At 45.5% G+C, this 17326-nt stretch carries 14 protein-coding genes and 3 pseudogenes; 9 read left to right on the forward strand and 8 right to left on the reverse strand.

All coding sequences use genetic code 11. The annotated features are described in order from the left end of the window. Nucleotides 1-10: 10 nt before the first annotated feature. Together O3W44_RS15870 and O3W44_RS15875 are read left to right on the forward strand one after the other, a co-directional pair. Nucleotides 11-1276, forward strand: coding sequence for a capsule biosynthesis protein (locus O3W44_RS15870; RefSeq protein ID WP_269293806.1), 1266 nt, complete (start codon nt 11-13; stop codon nt 1274-1276). An 8-nt stretch (nt 1277-1284) separates the two neighbouring features. Further along, nucleotides 1285-2388 carry a glycosyltransferase family 61 protein gene (locus tag O3W44_RS15875; protein WP_269293807.1) on the forward strand — a complete coding sequence of 368 codons (1104 nt, stop codon included), beginning with the start codon at nt 1285-1287 and terminating at the stop codon, nt 2386-2388. Nucleotides 2389-2419: 31 nt separating this feature from the next. Here the strand turns inward: O3W44_RS15875 and O3W44_RS15880 are convergent, their stop codons facing one another. The 7 genes and pseudogenes from O3W44_RS15880 to O3W44_RS15905 all read right to left on the reverse strand — a co-directional run bounded on the left by O3W44_RS15880 (nt 2420) and on the right by O3W44_RS15905 (nt 7273). Further along, nucleotides 2420-3004, reverse strand: coding sequence for a CatB-related O-acetyltransferase (locus tag O3W44_RS15880; RefSeq protein ID WP_269293808.1), 585 nt, complete (start codon nt 3002-3004; stop codon nt 2420-2422). A gap of 45 nt (nt 3005-3049) precedes the next feature. Beyond that, complete coding sequence (locus tag O3W44_RS15885) at nt 3050-3298, reverse strand: hypothetical protein (protein ID WP_269293809.1); 249 nt, start codon at nt 3296-3298, stop codon at nt 3050-3052. Nucleotides 3299-3462: 164 nt separating this feature from the next. After that, a complete protein-coding gene (locus tag O3W44_RS25005) occupies nt 3463-3639 on the reverse strand; it encodes a hypothetical protein (protein WP_442954643.1) in 177 nt (58 codons plus the stop codon). Continuing rightward, nucleotides 3629-4834 (reverse strand): stealth family protein, encoded by a 1206-nt coding sequence (locus O3W44_RS15890; protein WP_269293810.1) that lies wholly within the window; start codon nt 4832-4834, stop codon nt 3629-3631. Before O3W44_RS15890 ends, O3W44_RS25005 begins: the two co-directional genes overlap by 11 nt. Continuing rightward, a complete protein-coding gene (locus O3W44_RS15895; RefSeq protein ID WP_269293811.1) occupies nt 4831-5820 on the reverse strand; it encodes a galactosyltransferase-related protein in 990 nt (329 codons plus the stop codon). Before O3W44_RS15895 ends, O3W44_RS15890 begins: the two co-directional genes overlap by 4 nt. 14 nt (nt 5821-5834) lie before the next feature. Next, a pseudogene (locus O3W44_RS15900) lies at nt 5835-6500 on the reverse strand (ABC transporter ATP-binding protein). Continuing rightward, the gene (locus O3W44_RS15905; protein ID WP_269293812.1) at nt 6497-7273 is read right to left on the reverse strand and encodes an ABC transporter permease; all 777 of its coding nucleotides are present in this window, start codon (nt 7271-7273) and stop codon (nt 6497-6499) included. Before O3W44_RS15905 ends, O3W44_RS15900 begins: the two are co-directional and overlap by 4 nt. 710 nt (nt 7274-7983) lie before the next feature. On the opposite strand from O3W44_RS15905, the gene speB reads away from it, so the two are divergent. Both speB and O3W44_RS15915 read left to right on the forward strand, forming a co-directional pair. Then, on the forward strand, nt 7984-8904 hold the full coding sequence (gene speB, locus O3W44_RS15910) for an agmatinase (RefSeq protein ID WP_269293813.1): 921 nt from the start codon (nt 7984-7986) through the stop codon (nt 8902-8904). Between the two features lie 63 nt (nt 8905-8967). Continuing rightward, nucleotides 8968-9381 (forward strand): YidB family protein, encoded by a 414-nt coding sequence (locus tag O3W44_RS15915; protein WP_269293814.1) that lies wholly within the window; start codon nt 8968-8970, stop codon nt 9379-9381. 65 nt (nt 9382-9446) lie between these two features. Here O3W44_RS15915 and O3W44_RS15920 read toward each other — a convergent pair whose 3' ends face one another. Continuing rightward, nucleotides 9447-10202: a M48 family metallopeptidase gene (locus tag O3W44_RS15920; RefSeq protein ID WP_269293815.1), complete on the reverse strand. Its 756-nt coding sequence runs from the start codon at nt 10200-10202 to the stop codon at nt 9447-9449. 272 nt (nt 10203-10474) lie between these two features. On the opposite strand from O3W44_RS15920, the gene tkt reads away from it, so the two are divergent. The 5 genes and pseudogenes from tkt (at nt 10475) to mscS (ending at nt 17294) form a co-directional block, all read left to right on the forward strand. Next, nucleotides 10475-12469, forward strand: coding sequence for a transketolase (gene tkt / locus O3W44_RS15925; RefSeq protein ID WP_269293816.1), 1995 nt, complete (start codon nt 10475-10477; stop codon nt 12467-12469). Between the two features lie 328 nt (nt 12470-12797). Further along, nucleotides 12798-13816 (forward strand): annotated as a pseudogene (epd, locus tag O3W44_RS15930) (erythrose-4-phosphate dehydrogenase). A gap of 51 nt (nt 13817-13867) precedes the next feature. After that, nucleotides 13868-15031: a phosphoglycerate kinase gene (pgk, locus tag O3W44_RS15935; protein ID WP_269293817.1), complete on the forward strand. Its 1164-nt coding sequence runs from the start codon at nt 13868-13870 to the stop codon at nt 15029-15031. A gap of 106 nt (nt 15032-15137) precedes the next feature. Beyond that, nucleotides 15138-16216 (forward strand): annotated as a pseudogene (gene fbaA / locus O3W44_RS15940) (class II fructose-bisphosphate aldolase). Between the two features lie 190 nt (nt 16217-16406). Beyond that, nucleotides 16407-17294 (forward strand): small-conductance mechanosensitive channel MscS, encoded by an 888-nt coding sequence (mscS, locus tag O3W44_RS15945; RefSeq protein ID WP_269293818.1) that lies wholly within the window; start codon nt 16407-16409, stop codon nt 17292-17294. The last annotated feature ends 32 nt before the right edge of the window (nt 17295-17326 follow it).

The raw sequence follows: 17326 nt of genomic DNA on the forward strand, positions 1-17326 counted from the left end.
AAGGTTGGTTATGCACAGTAACGCCTTAAAAATGCTGTTGTCTGGAAAGAAATATCTGTTATTACAAGGGCCGATGGGACCTTTTTTTAACGATGTGGCGCAATGGCTGGAATCATTAGAGCGCGAAGCCGTTAACGTAATATTTAACGGTGGCGATCGTTTTTACTGTCGCCAGCGTAAATATTTGCCTTATCTCAAAACCCCAAAAGAATTTCCTGCCTGGTTACGTGAAACCCATAAAGAATATGACTTCGACACTATTCTCTGTTTTGGTGATTGTCGACCAATACATCAGGCAGCAAAACGCTGGGCACAGGCAAAAGGCGTGCGTTTCCTGGCGTTTGAAGAGGGATATTTGCGGCCTCATTTTATTACCGTGGAAGAGGGCGGCGTAAATGCCTTCTCATCACTTCCACGCGATCCTGAGTTCTATCGTCGCCTACCAGAAACCGAACCAATGCAAGTTGAAAGCCTTAAGCCTTCTGCAATGAAGCGCATCGGGCACGCAACCTGGTATTATCTGGTGGGCTGGCGTTACCGCCATGAGTTTGCTAACTATCGCCATCATAAATCATTTTCGCCGTGGTATGAGGCGCAGTGCTGGGTGCGTGCTTACTGGCGCAAGCAGTGGTATGGGTTTAAGCAGCGCAATGTATTAACGCATTTGCAGACCAGTCTCGATCAACGCTATTACCTGGCGATCTTGCAGGTGTATAACGACAGCCAGATCCGTAATCACAGCCCGTATGAAGACGTACGTGATTACATTAATGATGTGATCTTTTCCTTTTCGCGCAAAGCACCGAAAGATGCTTTCTTAGTGATTAAGCATCATCCGATGGATCGCGGTCATCGTTTATATGGGCCGTTGATTAAGAAACTGGGCAAAAATTTTGGTGTGAGTCGTCGGGTAATTTATGTGCATGATTTACCGATGCCGGAATTATTAACGCATGCGAAGGCAGTGGTGACAATCAACAGTACGGCAGGGATTTCGGCGCTGATTCACAACAAGCCGCTAAAGGTGATGGGCAATGCCCTTTACGACATCAAAGGGCTGACGTATCAAGGGCATTTACACCAGTTCTGGCAGGCCGACTTTAAGCCGGATATGAAGCTGTTTAAGAAGTTTCGCGGGTATTTGCTGGAAAATACGCAGGTGAATGCGGTTTATTATAGGGAATTAACTATTCCAAAGATAAAATATATAAAAGTTACAGATGAAAGTAAATTGATAGGGTCTATGACCCAGCATGAAAATAAACAATTGGAGTAATGGATTGAATGATGCTTCCATCAAGTAAGAAAATTAATTTTTTTGAGGGTCAACCCGAAAAGGAAGTAATAATAAAAGTTGCGCCTTCAAAGAATGAAAGGTTTATTGAACCAAAAGTGTATGGGAAAGTTAGAATGCCATTGGCTGACTCAGCATACCCAGTAGAAATCATTTATCCCGAAAAAAGGGTAGAGCTTTTCGCCAACCAAATTATTTATCCAAATCATGTGGTGTTGAATGAGCAAATGAATATTATGCCTTCAACATTTATGAGGAATAGAAAGCACCATCATGGAGGAGTTAAATATCAAAACGATGGTACTTATATTATAACAAAGAAGTATGAAGAAACTCACGAAGCCAAACTAATAGAATCTCCAGTCTACCATGCAGATACTGATCATCCAGACGTGTACGGTCATGTCTTACTTGAAGTTATTCCTTCATTATGGGCTAAAGATCTTTTATCCGAGAAAGATTTAAAGATAGCAACTTCGATCAAAATGAATAAGTCATATGCAGCTATTTTTAATGCCTTGAATATAAAGTTAAATAAAGTAATAACCTTATCTGAGCCATGTAAGGTAAAGCAACTACTTTTCCCGACAAAAATAGTTCAAAGAAGAAAGTTTATTGATCCTATTACGTTCAATATCTATGAGCGTTTAAAAAATCAATTGTCATGTATGACAGACTTAACTTGTCCAGAAAGGATTTATATATCGAGATCAAAAGTACCAGGTCGAGAACTTCTCAACGAACTAGAATTAGAAGACATATTCAAGCAGAAAGGCTTTACCATCATCCATCCTCAAGAGTTGAGCATTTATGAGCAGGTGAAAATTTTCTCAAATGCAAAATTGATCGCTGGGGTCGGTGGATCTGCAATGCATAATACAGTTTATTCAGCACCTGACGCTAAAGTGCTAATTATCTGTTCAACAGGCTGGTTAGTAGTTGCTGACTCATTAATTTGTCAACAGAAAGATCAACTGGGTTATATATTTGGAGAGCCGACTCAATTCCCTCAGGGAGGGCATAGAACCCAAAGCACATGGAAAGTCGATTTAGATGAAGTTAAAAGTGCTATTTCGCAACACTTCAGCATATAAAATTTATAGAGGCACAACAAGTGCCTCATATTTATTTATTTAAGCTAATAAATTTATCCACATCAGTCAGCATTATAGTCAACCATTTATCAATAGTTTCGTCGTTCCAATCCCACCATTTCAGTTTTTCTAAGGCGCTAATCTTTTTATAGTCAAAACGATATTTTAATAGTTTAGCCGGAGCACCTGCTACGATTGCATAAGGCTCAACATCTTTCGTTACAATACTACCAGCTGCTATTACAGCTCCGTTACCTATTGTTACCCCAGGCATTATTTTGACACCATGCCCAATCCAAACATCATTACCAATTACTACAGGACCTTTTGATTCATGGTCATGAATATTTTCATCTCCTCTAAGTGAAGGCCAAAATTTATTTAATGTAGCAAAAGGGAATGTAGTTATAAGATCTGTTCTATGATTACCTAATATAATAACAACATTGTCTGCTATTGAACAAAATTTTCCAATTTTTAATGAATTAATTTTGGGTTCAAGTACCAAAGGAGAACCATAGGTATGTTTTCCGATGCTCCAGTTGTATTTTTTTAATATATGATTTGAGATGTTCGCTAGTTCTGGCATGGTGTAGTTTTCTGTTTTCCCAATCATATTCTGTTTCAGTAAGTAAATGTGTAATATTTGCTTTTGGATGTTTTAAATAGCTTCCTGCATATGTTTTTTTCCATCAATAATAGACATCTGTTTAAAGATAGTCGTAGGGGTACCATTAAAATCAAGGAACGCTATACAGTTATCAATAATAGTCCATGAGGCTTCATTTTTACTTTTATAACCATAGATTTTACCACCTTCTAATAATTTAATTGGTGATTGAGAATAAGAGCCATCATCTCGTGAAAAAGTAAAATATTTTTCAAGATCAAGATAAATATCAACTGCCATTAACTACTCCTGACTAATTTGGTTGAAGTTAGTAATCTCCCATGGCGATTTTTCACTTAATCTTTTTTCGAAAAATTTTTGCGTGGAATTTTTATACTCTTCATTGTTTGAACTTCCATTCCCATCATTAAAACAAAGTATTTTGTATTTAAAAGAATCTTTATTTAATAATGGGAAATATTTTCAGGTCTAACTATCATTCCAGTTAAATCAGACTTTACAGATGTTCCATTTACAAAAGAATAATGGTGATAAAAAAATGAAGTCACATTGATGTCTGTTTCAGAACGTAACTTAGCATATCTGGTAGTTTTAAATGCTGTCGAGTATTCATGTTCCATTTGCTCTAAAACTGATTTTTTTCAAAGCATACGGAACGTGACGGTGAAGATTTCTTGCATTATATTTTGGAAAAGATTCTTTTAATAGTAAATTGGAGTTTTTAGCTGCGATTAAATAATCGGGTAAAACAGCCTGTTTTGTTTCAGGGCTAACCATCCCATAGGGCTCAAAATAAGAAATTGATCGGCCAGTTTCGTCATAAAAATCAGAAGGAAGACAAGGTTGAGATAGTATAAAATCATCATTTAAATATATAAATTTTTCAGAAAGGCCCTTTATATTATGAAGGTTGCATTCAATAGCATGAGAATTAAATGTGGGCAGCATATCTTTATCGGGGAAGATATCCTCATGGCTGACCCAAATAATTTTTTTAGAATCATTGAGCCATGCTGGTTTTGAGCAATTTGATACTATATAAATTTTATTAAGCCAAGGGGCATATTTATTTAAGGATCGCAGTGAGTACTTCAATTCATCATTACTTGTAAAACGATCAGGATCAAATATCTGATCCGGGAAAGTTTCAAGCCAAAGTTTTTGCCAGCTTGGGTCAGATTGATTAACCCAAGTATACACAGCATCAATATTTTCATTATAGGAACTATCATGAAGTGAAAAAATATTTTCGACTTCTTCCACAAGGCATTTTCTAACTATTGCTCTGTTTGATCTAACAATAGCTATTCCATCATTACTTATGTCGTATAAGTAAATGTGAAGGATATACAATTCACTTGCTTGATTACTTAATTCAATTACAAAGTCTGGACGTGTAGAGAGTTTGTTGCTGACGGTTTTCACATCTAGACTTTGTTGGCTTGACACTTGTATATTATATCCACCGCCTAATGTATAAATTGTCAAATCCATTGACATTGAAATCTTTAGATTGTTTATAAAGTGGATGAGACCGTTTAGATAGCCACTCCATACGAGTAGGCTGTTTTTATCAAAACCATCTTCTGGAGCAATACCACAATTCAAATTTTTCTGAATATAATTATTTAAGCCAGATTTTTTTATTTCAACTATATCTATTGATATATTGGAAGTGGTTACTACGTCATCGATTATTTTTTTCGTTTGGTTTGATGTGTTGACGAAAGTTTTTTTCTTAAAGTAGTCATAGAAAAATAAATTTGGGTTTCGCAATAATTTGTTTATTTTTTTTGAATAAATAGATAGTGTCATTTAAATAGGAACCTTATTTTTTTTCTTAAACTGTCATAACGATCTATATGACCAGGTTTGTTTTCAAATAAAATGGAATAATCTTGCACTTCAATACCACGATTGGAACATTGAATCAGAAATGAAGTAATCAAATCGGGGTTAGAATAAGCATCTTGATCAAGGTGTTTTCCATGAATTAACCTAAATTTTTCAAAATTACTGTTTCGATTAGAATAGTAATTAAGATTATTATCTTTTGTGTGAAACATGTGAAACGTTAAATCTTTTTCAAGTAAGAGGTCTAAACATAACTCTCCAATATATTTTCTAAAGCCTAATGCAAAAAGTGGTGAGCGTGCGGTTCTGTTTACTATTAGATCTGAGTGTTCAAAATTAATTTTGTGAAGCTTTGCCAATCGTAAAAGGAAATCGAAATCTTCAAAACCATGCCCTTCATAATTTTCATTGAAACCATTTATTTTTTTATAATCTTTTGTTTTTAAAAGGGTAATTGAAGACGGGCTTGCTAAATGTAAGAATTCCTTCCGTGAAAAAGAAAAAAATAGATCGCTAAGTTCATCTACATTTGTTTTATTTCTTGCGAGCTTTTTTGTGCCATATTGTGTTAAATATAGGCAAGGGAAAATGTAAAATGGTTTGTCTCCATTTTTCATTTTATTTAAATACTTAAAATACAGGCTAAATTCAGGATATATATCTACATCAAGTAATAACATGTACTCTGTGTCGATATCATCAAAAGCTATATTTCTCATCTTTGCAGTGTTTATGGCTGTATTTTTCAGTTTTACTGTTCTGATAGTAGATGCTTTACTCTTCGATATTTTTTGTTTAAATAACCTATCGAAAATAGTGTTCCTGTCATTATGGCCATAAATTATTTTTATGTTCTGTTTTTCTGCACTCTGGGAAATCAGGTTTGCTTTATTAATAATGTCAAATGGTCTTCTTGCTAAATCGATAGGAATAATGGCTGTAATCATTTATTTCACCATTTTTAGACTTTTTCTTCTAGTTTATATTGCAAAATAGCTTCATCAATGTTATTAAAAAAAAATAGCATTATTGCTTCTTCCAACAAATAACGCCACGTCGCAAAACTCTTTTAACGAATTCAAACTGTGTGAAACCATTAAAAACTTGATTCCGCATGCCTCGCCTTAAACAAATCAGCACATTTCTGTTTAAATCGCGCGTCCCCAACAGCCGTGACTTCATCGACCAGGTAATAATCAAACTTAAACGCCATACTCAGGCCGAAGCCAAGGCGTGATTTCATACCAGACGAATAGGTTTTAATCGGCATATCGAAATATTTACCTAACTCAGCAAACTCTTCGACGAACGCGACTTTTTCTTTTAACTCTTCCTTTTTGGCATACAGGCGCGCAACAAACTTGACGTTCTCGCGCCCGGTCAGGCTGCCCTGGAATCCACCGGAAAGGCCGACTGGCCAGGAAATGGTTTTATCCGTAATAATGTTGCCGCTGTCAGGACGGTCAATGCCGCCAATCATACGTAATAAAGTCGATTTACCCGCTCCATTGCGACCAACCAGCGCCACGCTTTTACCGGTCGGCAGTTCAATATTCAGATCTTTAAAAACGTAATGGCGGCCTGCTGGCGTGCGGTATGACTTCGTCAGGTTTTCAATTCTAATCATGAGGTCAGCATTGCCTCTTCACGGGTGCGATAGAGTGCGAGACCAACAAATAAAGTGGCTAAGGTACAAAACGCCAGATATTGCAGGCTTACGCCTTCACTGACATAACCGGGTACGACAGCTTCGCGGCTTAGTTCAACAGCATGAACAATCGGGTTCCACAGAAGGTAAGGCCAGTAATCTTTAGGAATCGAATGTAGCGAGAACATAATGCACGAGATGAAATAGAGGGGTTTCAGTAGGATCGGTAAAAACTTCTGTGTCTCTGCGAAGGTTTTTCCTACCACCATAAAGATCAACCCAATGCCACAAGAGAACAGTACCAGGAGTGTCCAGGTACAAACCAGTTGCAACAGATTAACAACCTCAAACTCTTCGCCAGCCATCCACACCACAACCATCAGCACAATGTATACCGCGACGTAAATTAGCGTCTCCAGTAAAGCACGCGCGATAATCGTATCAATCGGTTTTACAGGTCGGTAATTAAACAATCCCTGGTTGGCTTCAATTGCGCCTACTGAACGATTACTGATATTACTAAAAATAAAGTATGGAATGATGCCGTTAAGCAGAAATACGGGGAATGAAATATCCGGCATGGTGCGATGCATAATAAAACCGAATATGGCTAATAATACCAATAAGTGCGCAGAAGGTTCCGGGATCGCCCAAAAATAGCCAAGGCGAAACTTACCAAATCGCGTTCTTATTTCTCGTAAAAACAAGGCTTTAATAGCAGCCTGTTGAACTTCTAAACCACTTCTGGCCATTCATTTGCACTCTAAAAGAAGTTGGATTTTTTGTATGCTACCGCCCTTGGCTTTACAGCAACCAATGCGCCAGACAAAACAGATGTAGGATGAGTGAGGATATAAATCTTCAGACAGGGGAAAGATGCCGAATTATTCAGCAACAATAATGCAGAGTCAGATTAACAATCTGACTATTACGCAGGTAAAAAGCGTTTATTTACGAAGAATAAATCTATTACGGAGCGCAATTAATTAATTTGGCCGAAGCCGATTACCCAAGTCAGTCTGTAAGAAATATCTTATTATTTTGTGGGTACGTTACAGTTCGCTTAAGACAATTCCTAACCGTTTTCATCTATTAATATATCGTTACTAATCTGTAACGCCTATCATACGTTTACTCTACACACTTAGCGGCTAACACCTTGATATTGCGTTGTACCCGTATGTAACTGTCAGAAATAGCTGACCTTTAATTTTGGCTGGCACTATTAATCTTCCTTACACTTCTGTTAACAGGGCCAGGCAGAACCAAAAAGCATTTTTACACCGGCAGGTACGTAATGCCGTTGCAGCACACCGCGATCTCCGCGATAATCGCGCCAGTTTAGTCATACCCTAAAATCCCTTCCTCGTCGGGCTTAACGACGCGGAGGGGATTTTTTTCATCTATACCTTTTACTGACATGCGGGCCAGGCCCGACTCACGGATATATAGAGGACGAAATATGTATAACACCCTGGGCAATCAGTACGACAACTCTCTGGTTTCGAACGCCTTTGGTTTCATGCGCTTCCCGATCAATTTCCAGCCATACGACAGTGATGCAGAATGGGTCATTACCGGTGTGCCTTTTGATGCCGCCACATCGGGTCGTCCGGGGAGCCGTCTTGGACCGGGCGCCATTCGTCAAATCTCTACAAACCTGGCGTGGGAAGGGTGCCGCTGGCCATGGAATTTCGATTTGCGTCAGCGTCTGAAAGTCGTTGATTGCGGCGATCTGGTTTATGCCTTTGGCGATTCGCAGGATCTCTCTGATAAGTTACAGGCGCATGCTGAGAAGCTGCTGGCGAACGGCAAGCGCATGATGACCTTTGGCGGCGACCATTACGTCACGCTGCCACTGCTGCGCGCCCATGCGAAGCATTTTGGCAAAATGGCGCTGGTGCATTTCGATGCACACACCGACACCTATTCAAACGGCCCAACCTTCGATCACGGCACCATGTTCTTTACCGCACCGAAAGAGGGATTAATCGATCCACAGCACTCAGTACAGATTGGTATTCGTACCGAATTTGATAAGAGTCTCGGTTTTAACGTGCTGGATGCTGCGCAGGTCAACGACCGTAGCGTGGATGATATCCTGGCGGAAGTGAAACGCACCGTTGGTGATCTACCGGTTTATCTGACCTTTGACATCGACTGTCTGGATCCCGCGCATGCGCCAGGCACCGGAACGCCGGTTATTGGCGGTTTGACCACCGATAAAGCCACCAAGCTGATTCGCGGTTTGCAAGGTATGAATATCGTTGGCATGGATCTGGTTGAAGTGGCGCCAGGTTACGATCACGCCGATCTGACGGCGCTGGCAGCGGCGACGCTGGCACTGGATATGCTGCACGTTCAGGCGGCAAATAAGGACTAATCGTGTTCCAGAGCCACTCAGCAAGCACTAAGCTTTACTGACGAGAGTGTTTTTTCGGAGGTAATGATGGGCTTTCTTGATGAACTGGTAGGATCGCTGGGCAACGGCCAGGGGCAGGGCAATCAGCCTGGTCAGTTGCAGGCTATCTGGCACTGGGTGCAGGAGCAGGGCGGTATCGAAGTGCTGCTGCATAAGTTCCAGCAAGGCGGGCTGGGCGAGGTACTGGGTTCATGGATTGGTACGGGCAATAATCAGCCCGTTGGCAGCAATGAAATTCAGTCTGCATTTGGCCAAGGCGAGTTGCAGTCGCTGGCGGATAAGCTGGGCACGGATGTGAACGGTGCGTCCGGTACGCTGGCGGCGCTGTTGCCGCTGTTGATTGATAAGATGTCACCGCACGGCCAAATGGATGAGAAGTCCCTGCATGCGAATCAGTTAGATCTGGGTTCGATGGTGGATCAGCTGTTTAAGAAATAGTTTGAAGTTTGCTGGCCTCACTCTGGCCTTCTCCCGCAAGCCGGGGAAGGCCAGAATGAGCTGATTTATTTCCCGTCTTTCGCAATGCGATCGCGAATATGTTGCGCACGCGCTTCTGAATCCGGGTGCGAATCAAACATCGAGCTTTGGCGGCCTTCTTCTAGCTTCGCCAGTTTCTCAAAGCTGGTTGCCAGGCCTGTTGGGTTAATACCGCGTTTTTTCAGCAGATCGTAGGAGTAATCATCTGCCTGCGATTCCTGAGTTTGCGAGAATTGCGCATTCACTAATTTCTCACCCATTTCACCCAACTGCGACTGCGATAGCGAACCGAGCACGCCACCAACAGAGGCTGCTGCGGTGCGCGCGGCGGTAGTGGCAAACGCCACCTGCATCGCTTTGCGCGTATGGCCCAGTGCGACGTGGCCCATTTCATGGCCCAGCACACCTTCAACTTCATTATCATCCATCATGTCCATCAGGCCGCTGTACACGCGGATACAGCCATTCGCCATTGCCCAGGCATTAACATCCTTGGTTTCATAAACCTTATAGTTAGCCGGCACGCCATTAATATTGTCGCCCAGCGCGGCCGCAATCTTATTCAGCCGCTGCTGATATTCACTGCTGGCTGGCGCAATCTTGTTCTCTTTATCCATCTGCTCACACGACTGGTCGCTGAGCTGCTTAACCTGATCGTCACTTAAGGTATAAGCCTGATACGCCTGAGCGCCAGATTGCAGCAGTGCATTGTTGTCCAATCCTGCACAGCCGCTTAACAGTGCTGTCAGTCCCAACGCTAATACAGTTTTTTGGAGTTTCATTCCATCATTCCATTCGTAACAAGGTAAGAAAAACAAACACCTGTAAAATTGCCAGATGTCTAATCGTTGCAGTTATAACGTGCTGCATTCAACCTGGCTAGCAGACATTGCCGAAAAAGCCAGACGAAGCGGAGAGATTTAGCCATTTTCAACATGTACTTTTGCCCTGGGTTTCATGTACATTGATGTGCAACTTTTTCCTTGCTTTGCCGGATAAACCATTAATTACAATGAGTTAACAGGCGAAGCATTAATCCGACCTGGAGTAGAAAATGCCCTCTCGTAAAGAGCTTGCCAACGCCATTCGTGCGTTAAGTATGGACGCAGTACAAAAAGCCAAATCGGGACATCCGGGTGCCCCAATGGGCATGGCGGACATCGCTGAAGTGCTGTGGCGCGGCTACCTGAATCATAATCCAACCAATCCGCAGTGGGCCGATCGCGACCGCTTCATTCTGTCTAACGGCCACGGCTCTATGCTGATTTACAGCCTGCTGCATCTCACTGGCTACGATCTGCCAATGAGCGAGCTGCAGAACTTCCGCCAGCTGCATTCTAAAACTCCAGGTCACCCGGAATATGGCTATACCGCTGGTGTTGAAACCACAACTGGCCCGCTGGGTCAGGGCATCGCGAATGCCGTTGGCTTCGCCATTGCTGAGCGCACGCTCGCTGCACAGTTCAACCGTCCGGGCCATGAAATCGTAGACCACAACACCTATGTCTTCATGGGCGACGGCTGCATGATGGAAGGCATTTCACACGAAGTCTGCTCGCTGGCCGGTACGCTGAAGCTGGGCAAACTGGTGGCGTTCTATGATGACAACGGTATCTCAATTGACGGTCACATTGATGGCTGGTTCACCGACGACACCGCAAAACGCTTCGAATCTTATGGCTGGCACGTTGTACGCGGCGTTGATGGTCATGATGCCGGGGCGATTGCGAAAGCCATCGAAGAAGCAAAAGCGGTAAGCGACAAACCTTCACTGCTGATGTGCAAAACCGTTATCGGTTTCGGTTCACCGAACAAAGCGGGTACGCATGATTCACACGGCGCACCGCTGGGTGATGATGAAGTTGCACTGACGCGCAAACAGCTGGGCTGGGAACACGCGCCATTTGTTATCCCGTCAGAAATCTATGCTGAGTGGGATGCTAAAGAAGCGGGCCAGGCGAAAGAAGCGGCATGGAACGAGAAGTTTGCCGCTTATGCAAAAGAGCACCCAGAACTGGCCGCGGAATTTAAGCGTCGCGTGAGCAACGAACTGCCTGCTAACTGGCAGGAAGCGTCACAGAAATTTATTGAACAGCTGCAGGCGAATCCGGCGAAAATCGCCAGCCGTAAAGCTTCTCAGAACGCTATCGAAGCCTTTGGTAAAATCCTGCCAGAATACCTGGGCGGTTCCGCTGACCTGGCCCCGAGCAACCTGACCATCTGGTCTGGCTCTAAGCCAATCAACGAAGACACTGCCGGTAACTACATCCATTACGGCGTGCGCGAATTCGGTATGACCGCTATCGCCAACGGCATTGCGCTGCACGGCGGTTTCCTGCCGTACACTGCAACCTTCCTGATGTTCGTTGAATATGCCCGTAACGCGGCGCGTATGGCGGCACTGATGAAGATCCGCCAGATCATGGTTTACACTCACGACTCGATCGGCCTGGGTGAAGATGGTCCGACTCACCAGCCTGTTGAGCAGATGGCGAGCCTGCGTACCACGCCAAACATGAGCCTGTGGCGTCCATGTGACCAGGTTGAATCGGCGGTGGCATGGAAATATGCCATCGAGCGTAAAGATGGCCCAAGCGCGCTGATCTTCTCGCGTCAGAACCTGGCACAGCAGGACCGTACCGCAGAGCAGCTGGCAAACGTGGCGCGTGGCGGTTACGTACTGAAAGCGTGCGAAGGGACGCCTGAAGTGATCCTGATCGCGACCGGTTCAGAAGTTGAACTGGCCGTTGCGGCGTACGACAAGCTCTCCAGCGAAGGCCGTAAAGTGCGCGTGGTTTCTATGCCATCTACCGATGCATTCGACAAGCAGAGCGACGAATATCGCGAATCTGTGCTGCCGAAAGCCGTTAGCGCGCGCGTAGCAATCGAAGCGGGCATCGCTGATTACTGGTTCAAATATACCGGTCTGAATGGCGCAATCATCGGCATGACCAGCTTCGGCGAGTCAGCACCGGCTGAGAAACTGTTCGAAGTCTTTGGTTTTACCGTTGATAACGTTGTGGCAAAAGCCAAAGCGTTACTGGCGTAAGTGCTTTTTCAGGCAGCCTGCTGGCTGCCTGAAATCAGCATCAGCGGGAAGCGTAACCGCGCTCTTTTTTGCGCGGCCTGGATAAAATTATTCCTTCAGTAATCGCCTGCTTTTAGGCAAATTTGTGACGCAGATCCAAATATAAGCAGCGCAGTTGATCACAATCATTCCTGTTATTCCTCCATTCCTTTATTCTCGCTGAACCGTTTCAGTTCGTGCGCTCTGACAGTGAGTTTCAGATGATGTCGAATAAGAATCTCCTGTACAAAACGCAGCGGAACGCTCAGGCTAACGGCACGTTTTTTCAGCTGGATTTGGCAGGAGAAAGATGACCGTCCGGGTAGCAATTAATGGCTTCGGCCGTATTGGACGCAACGTGCTGCGCGCACTGTATGAAACAGGGCGGCGTGCCGAAATTACCGTGGTGGCAATCAACGAACTGGCAGAAGCGACCGGCATGGCGCACCTGCTTAAGTACGACACCAGCCATGGCCGCTTCGCCTTTGATGTGCGTCAGGAACGCGATTTACTGTGGGTAGGTGAAGATACTCTTCGTATCCTGCATCACGCGGAGCTGGACGGTTTACCGTGGCGAGAGCTCAATGTTGACGTCGTGCTGGATTGCACGGGCGTTTACGGAACGCGTGAAGATGGCGAGGCCCATTTAAACGCGGGGGCAAAAAAGTGTTGTTTTCCCATCCGGGCGGCAACGATCTTGATGCGACCGTGGTGTATGGCGTCAACGAACAGGCTCTTAAACAAACTGACCGCATTGTGTCCAATGCATCCTGTACCACCAACTGCATTATTCCGGTGATCAAGCTGCTGGATGACGCTTTTGGCATCGAATCTGGCACGGTAACGACTATTCACTCGGCGATGCACGATCAGCAAGTGATTGACGCTTATCACAGCGACCTGCGCCGTACGCGCGCGGCCAGTCAGTCAATCATTCCGGTTGATACACGTTTGGCTGCAGGCATTACCCGTATTTTTCCGAAATTCAATGACCGCTTCGAAGCGATTGCGGTGCGGGTGCCAACCATCAACGTGACAGCCATTGATCTCAGTGTTTCCGTACGCCAAAGCGTAAAAGCATGCGAAGTTAACGCCTTGTTGCAAAGCGCGGCAGAGGGAGCATTTCGTGGTATAGTTGACTATACGGAATTACCGTTAGTCTCTGTCGATTTTAACCATGATCCGCACAGTGCCATTGTGGATGGTACGCAAACGCGGGTTAGCGGTCAGCACCTGATCAAGACCCTGGTTTGGTGTGATAACGAATGGGGCTTTGCTAACCGAATGCTCGACACGACGTTAGCGATGGCCGCAAGCGGTTTCAGGTAAGACGCAGTCTGCGTCTGGCAAAACTTACGAGAATCAACGAGAGGATTCACCATGTCTGTAATTAAGATGACCGATCTGGATCTTGCTGGCAAACGCGTTCTGATCCGTGCCGATCTCAACGTACCAGTGAAAGAAGGGAAAGTGACGTCAGATGCACGTATCCGTGCTTCACTGCCTACCATCGAAGCGGCGTTGAAACAGGGCGCAAAAGTGATGGTTACCTCTCACCTGGGTCGTCCGACCGAAGGTGAATACAACGAAGAGTTCTCTCTGCTGCCGGTCGTTAACTACCTGAAAGACAAGCTGAACGGCACCAATGTTACCCTGGCAAAAGATTACCTCGACGGCGTGGACGTTGCTGAGGGTGAGCTGGTAGTGCTGGAAAACGTTCGCTTTAACAAAGGCGAAAAGAAAGACGACGAAACGCTTGCTAAGAAATATGCCGCGCTGTGCGACGTGTTTGTGATGGACGCATTCGGTACGGCACACCGTGCGCAGGCGTCTACTCACGGTGTCGGCAAATTCGCCCCTGTTGCCTGTGCAGGCCCGCTGTTGTCTGCCGAACTGGAAGCTCTGGGTAAAGTGATGAGCAACCCTGAGCGTCCGCTGGTGGCGGTTGTTGGCGGTTCAAAAGTATCAACCAAGTTTGACGTATTGCAGTCGCTGGTGAAAATTGCGGACACGGTGATTGTGGGTGGCGGCATCGCTAATACCTTCGTTGCGATTGACAACAAAGTAGGTAAGTCACTGTATGAACCGGACTTTGTTGATGCGGCAAAAGGCCTGCGCGATCAGTACGGCATTCCGGTCCCTACCGATTCACGCGTGGGCACAGAATTCTCTGAAACTGCTCCAGCCACGGTGAAAAAGGTTTCCGAAGTCGCGGATAACGAAGAGATTATGGACTTCGGCGACGAAACCGCACAGGCGATGGCGGATATCCTGAAGAATGCGAAAACCATCCTGTGGAACGGCCCGGTTGGCGTTTTTGAATTCCCGAACTTCCGTAAAGGCACCGAGATCGTGGCTAACGCTATCGCAGACAGCGACGCTTTCTCTGTTGCAGGCGGCGGCGATACCTTAGCGGCTATCGACCTGTTCGGCATCGAAGACAAAATTTCCTACATCTCTACCGGTGGCGGCGCGTTCCTGGAATTCGTTGAAGGTAAAAAATTGCCTGCTGTTGCCATGCTGGAAGAGCGTGCGAAGCAGTAATCCTTTGGGGGCGATGCCACAGGGCATCGCCTGAAGACTTGCCCGACTGGGCGTTTAAATCCTATCCCCGTGTGAGGGATAAGCGATCACGAAACAGGACACAATCATGTCTAAAATTTTTGATTTCGTAAAACCCGGCGTTGTCACTGGTGACGACGTACAGAAGATCTTCAAAGTGGCGAAAGAGAATAAATTCGCCCTGCCAGCGGTGAACTGCGTCGGTACTGATTCCATCAACGCCGTTCTGGAAGCCGCAGCAAAAGTAAAAGCACCTGTTATCGTTCAGTTCTCTAACGGTGGCGCAGCATTTATCGCCGGTAAAGGCTTCAAAACTGACAAACCACAAGGTGCCGCTATTTTCGGTGCTATCGCCGGTGCACATCATGTTCACTTGATGGCTGAGCAGTATGGTGTTCCTGTTATTCTGCACACCGACCACTGCGCCAAGAAACTGCTGCCGTGGATCGACGGTCTGCTGGATGCTGGCGAAGAGCACTTCAAAAAAACCGGTAAGCCGCTGTTCTCTTCCCACATGATCGATCTGTCTGAAGAGTCACTGGAAGAAAACATTGAGATTTGCAGCAAGTATCTTGAGCGTATGGCCAAACTGGACATGACGCTGGAGATCGAACTGGGCTGCACCGGGGGTGAAGAAGATGGCGTAGACAACAGCCATATGGATGCGTCTGCACTTTACACCCAACCTGAAGATGTTAACTACGCATACGAAAAACTGAATGCTATCAGCCCGCGTTTCACCATTGCGGCATCATTCGGTAACGTGCACGGCGTGTACAAGCCAGGTAACGTAAAACTGACCCCAACCATCCTGCGTGATTCTCAGAAATTCGTATGTGAAAAACATGGTCTGCCGCATAACGCGCTGGATTTCGTGTTCCACGGTGGTTCCGGTTCATCTGCTGCAGAAATCGAAGAGTCTATCAGCTACGGCGTGATTAAGATGAACATCGATACCGATACCCAATGGGCGACCTGGGACGGCATCCTGCAGTACTACAAAAGAACGAAGGTTATCTGCAGGGCCAGCTGGGCAACCCAGAAGGCGCAGACAAGCCAAACAAGAAATATTACGACCCACGTGTATGGCTGCGCTCTGCTCAGGCATCAATGGTGGTGCGTCTTGAGCAGGCATTCAAAGAGCTCAACGCGATCGACGTTCTGTAAGTAAATATTACTTACAGGTTAAAAAAGGCCCGAAAGGGCCTTTTTTATACATTCACTATCAGAATGAACTGTTAATCTCCTCTGCGTTTGGCGCTTCGCTGGATAATTGTTTACCCTTGATCCCGGGGTGTCGGATTACATCTGGCAGTTTTTGTTCGTTCCCGGCGGGAATTCAAAACAGGGTTAACAAATGGAAGACTTAAACGTCGTCGATGGCATCAATAACGCGGGTGGCTGGCTGGTGCGCAACCAGGCGCTGCTGCTGAGCTATGCAGTCAATATCGTTGCGGCAATTGCTATTATCATCATCGGGATGATCATCGCCCGCATAATATCAAACGGGATTAATCGTCTGCTGTTGGCGCGTCATATCGATGCGACCGTCGCTGATTTTCTCTCGGCGCTGGTGCGCTACGGTGTTATTGCCTTTACCGTCATTGCTGCATTGGGACGCGTAGGGGTTCAGACGGCTTCAGTCATCGCGGTTCTGGGTGCGGCCGGTTTAGCCGTAGGTTTAGCGTTACAGGGTTCGCTTTCCAACCTGGCGGCGGGCGTATTACTGGTCACCTTCCGTCCATTCCGTACTGGTGAGTTCGTCGATTTAGGCGGAGTGATGGGAACGGTAATGAACGTACAAATCTTCTCTACTACGCTGAAAAGTGCTGACGGCAAAATGGTGGTAGTGCCTAACGGCAAAATCATCAGCGGCAACATTATTAACTTTTCACGCGAGCCAGTACGTCGTAACGAATTTATTATCGGCGTTGCCTACGACGCAGACGTAGATGAAGTCATTGCACTGTTGCAGGAAGTGGTTGAAGCAGATGACCGCGTGCTGAAAGATATGGGAATTCAGATTGGCCTGAATGAGTTGGCCGCATCCTCCCTGAACTTTGTCGTGCGCTGCTGGAGCAACAGCGGCGACTTGCAGAACGTATACTGGGATCTGCTGAAAAACTTCAAACGCGCACTGGATGCGAAAGGCATTGGAATTCCGTATCCGCAGATGGACGTACATTTTCATCAGGTAAAACAGCCTGAAACCGCTGAAACTTCACAGGACGTTAAAGCGCAGTAAGCCTGACGGGCGGCCTTTGGTCGCCCATTAAT

It is taken from the genome of Pantoea sp. LMR881 (assembly GCF_027157825.1).
GTDB classification, from domain to species: Bacteria; Pseudomonadota; Gammaproteobacteria; order Enterobacterales; family Enterobacteriaceae; genus Pantoea; species Pantoea haifensis.

Coding starts and splice junctions, on each gene's coding strand:
- O3W44_RS15870 (WP_269293806.1), top strand. CDS start 11: ATGCACAGTAACGCCTTAAAAATGCTGTTGTCTGGAAAGAAATATCTG.
- O3W44_RS15875 (WP_269293807.1), top strand. CDS start 1,285: ATGATGCTTCCATCAAGTAAGAAAATTAATTTTTTTGAGGGTCAACCC.
- O3W44_RS15880 (WP_269293808.1), bottom strand. CDS start 3,004: ATGATTGGGAAAACAGAAAACTACACCATGCCAGAACTAGCGAACATC.
- O3W44_RS15885 (WP_269293809.1), bottom strand. CDS start 3,298: ATGGCAGTTGATATTTATCTTGATCTTGAAAAATATTTTACTTTTTCA.
- O3W44_RS25005 (WP_442954643.1), bottom strand. CDS start 3,639: ATGGAACATGAATACTCGACAGCATTTAAAACTACCAGATATGCTAAG.
- O3W44_RS15890 (WP_269293810.1), bottom strand. CDS start 4,834: ATGACACTATCTATTTATTCAAAAAAAATAAACAAATTATTGCGAAAC.
- O3W44_RS15895 (WP_269293811.1), bottom strand. CDS start 5,820: ATGATTACAGCCATTATTCCTATCGATTTAGCAAGAAGACCATTTGAC.
- O3W44_RS15905 (WP_269293812.1), bottom strand. CDS start 7,273: ATGGCCAGAAGTGGTTTAGAAGTTCAACAGGCTGCTATTAAAGCCTTG.
- speB (WP_269293813.1), top strand. CDS start 7,984: ATGTATAACACCCTGGGCAATCAGTACGACAACTCTCTGGTTTCGAAC.
- O3W44_RS15915 (WP_269293814.1), top strand. CDS start 8,968: ATGATGGGCTTTCTTGATGAACTGGTAGGATCGCTGGGCAACGGCCAG.
- O3W44_RS15920 (WP_269293815.1), bottom strand. CDS start 10,202: ATGAAACTCCAAAAAACTGTATTAGCGTTGGGACTGACAGCACTGTTA.
- tkt (WP_269293816.1), top strand. CDS start 10,475: ATGCCCTCTCGTAAAGAGCTTGCCAACGCCATTCGTGCGTTAAGTATG.
- pgk (WP_269293817.1), top strand. CDS start 13,868: ATGTCTGTAATTAAGATGACCGATCTGGATCTTGCTGGCAAACGCGTT.
- mscS (WP_269293818.1), top strand. CDS start 16,407: ATGGAAGACTTAAACGTCGTCGATGGCATCAATAACGCGGGTGGCTGG.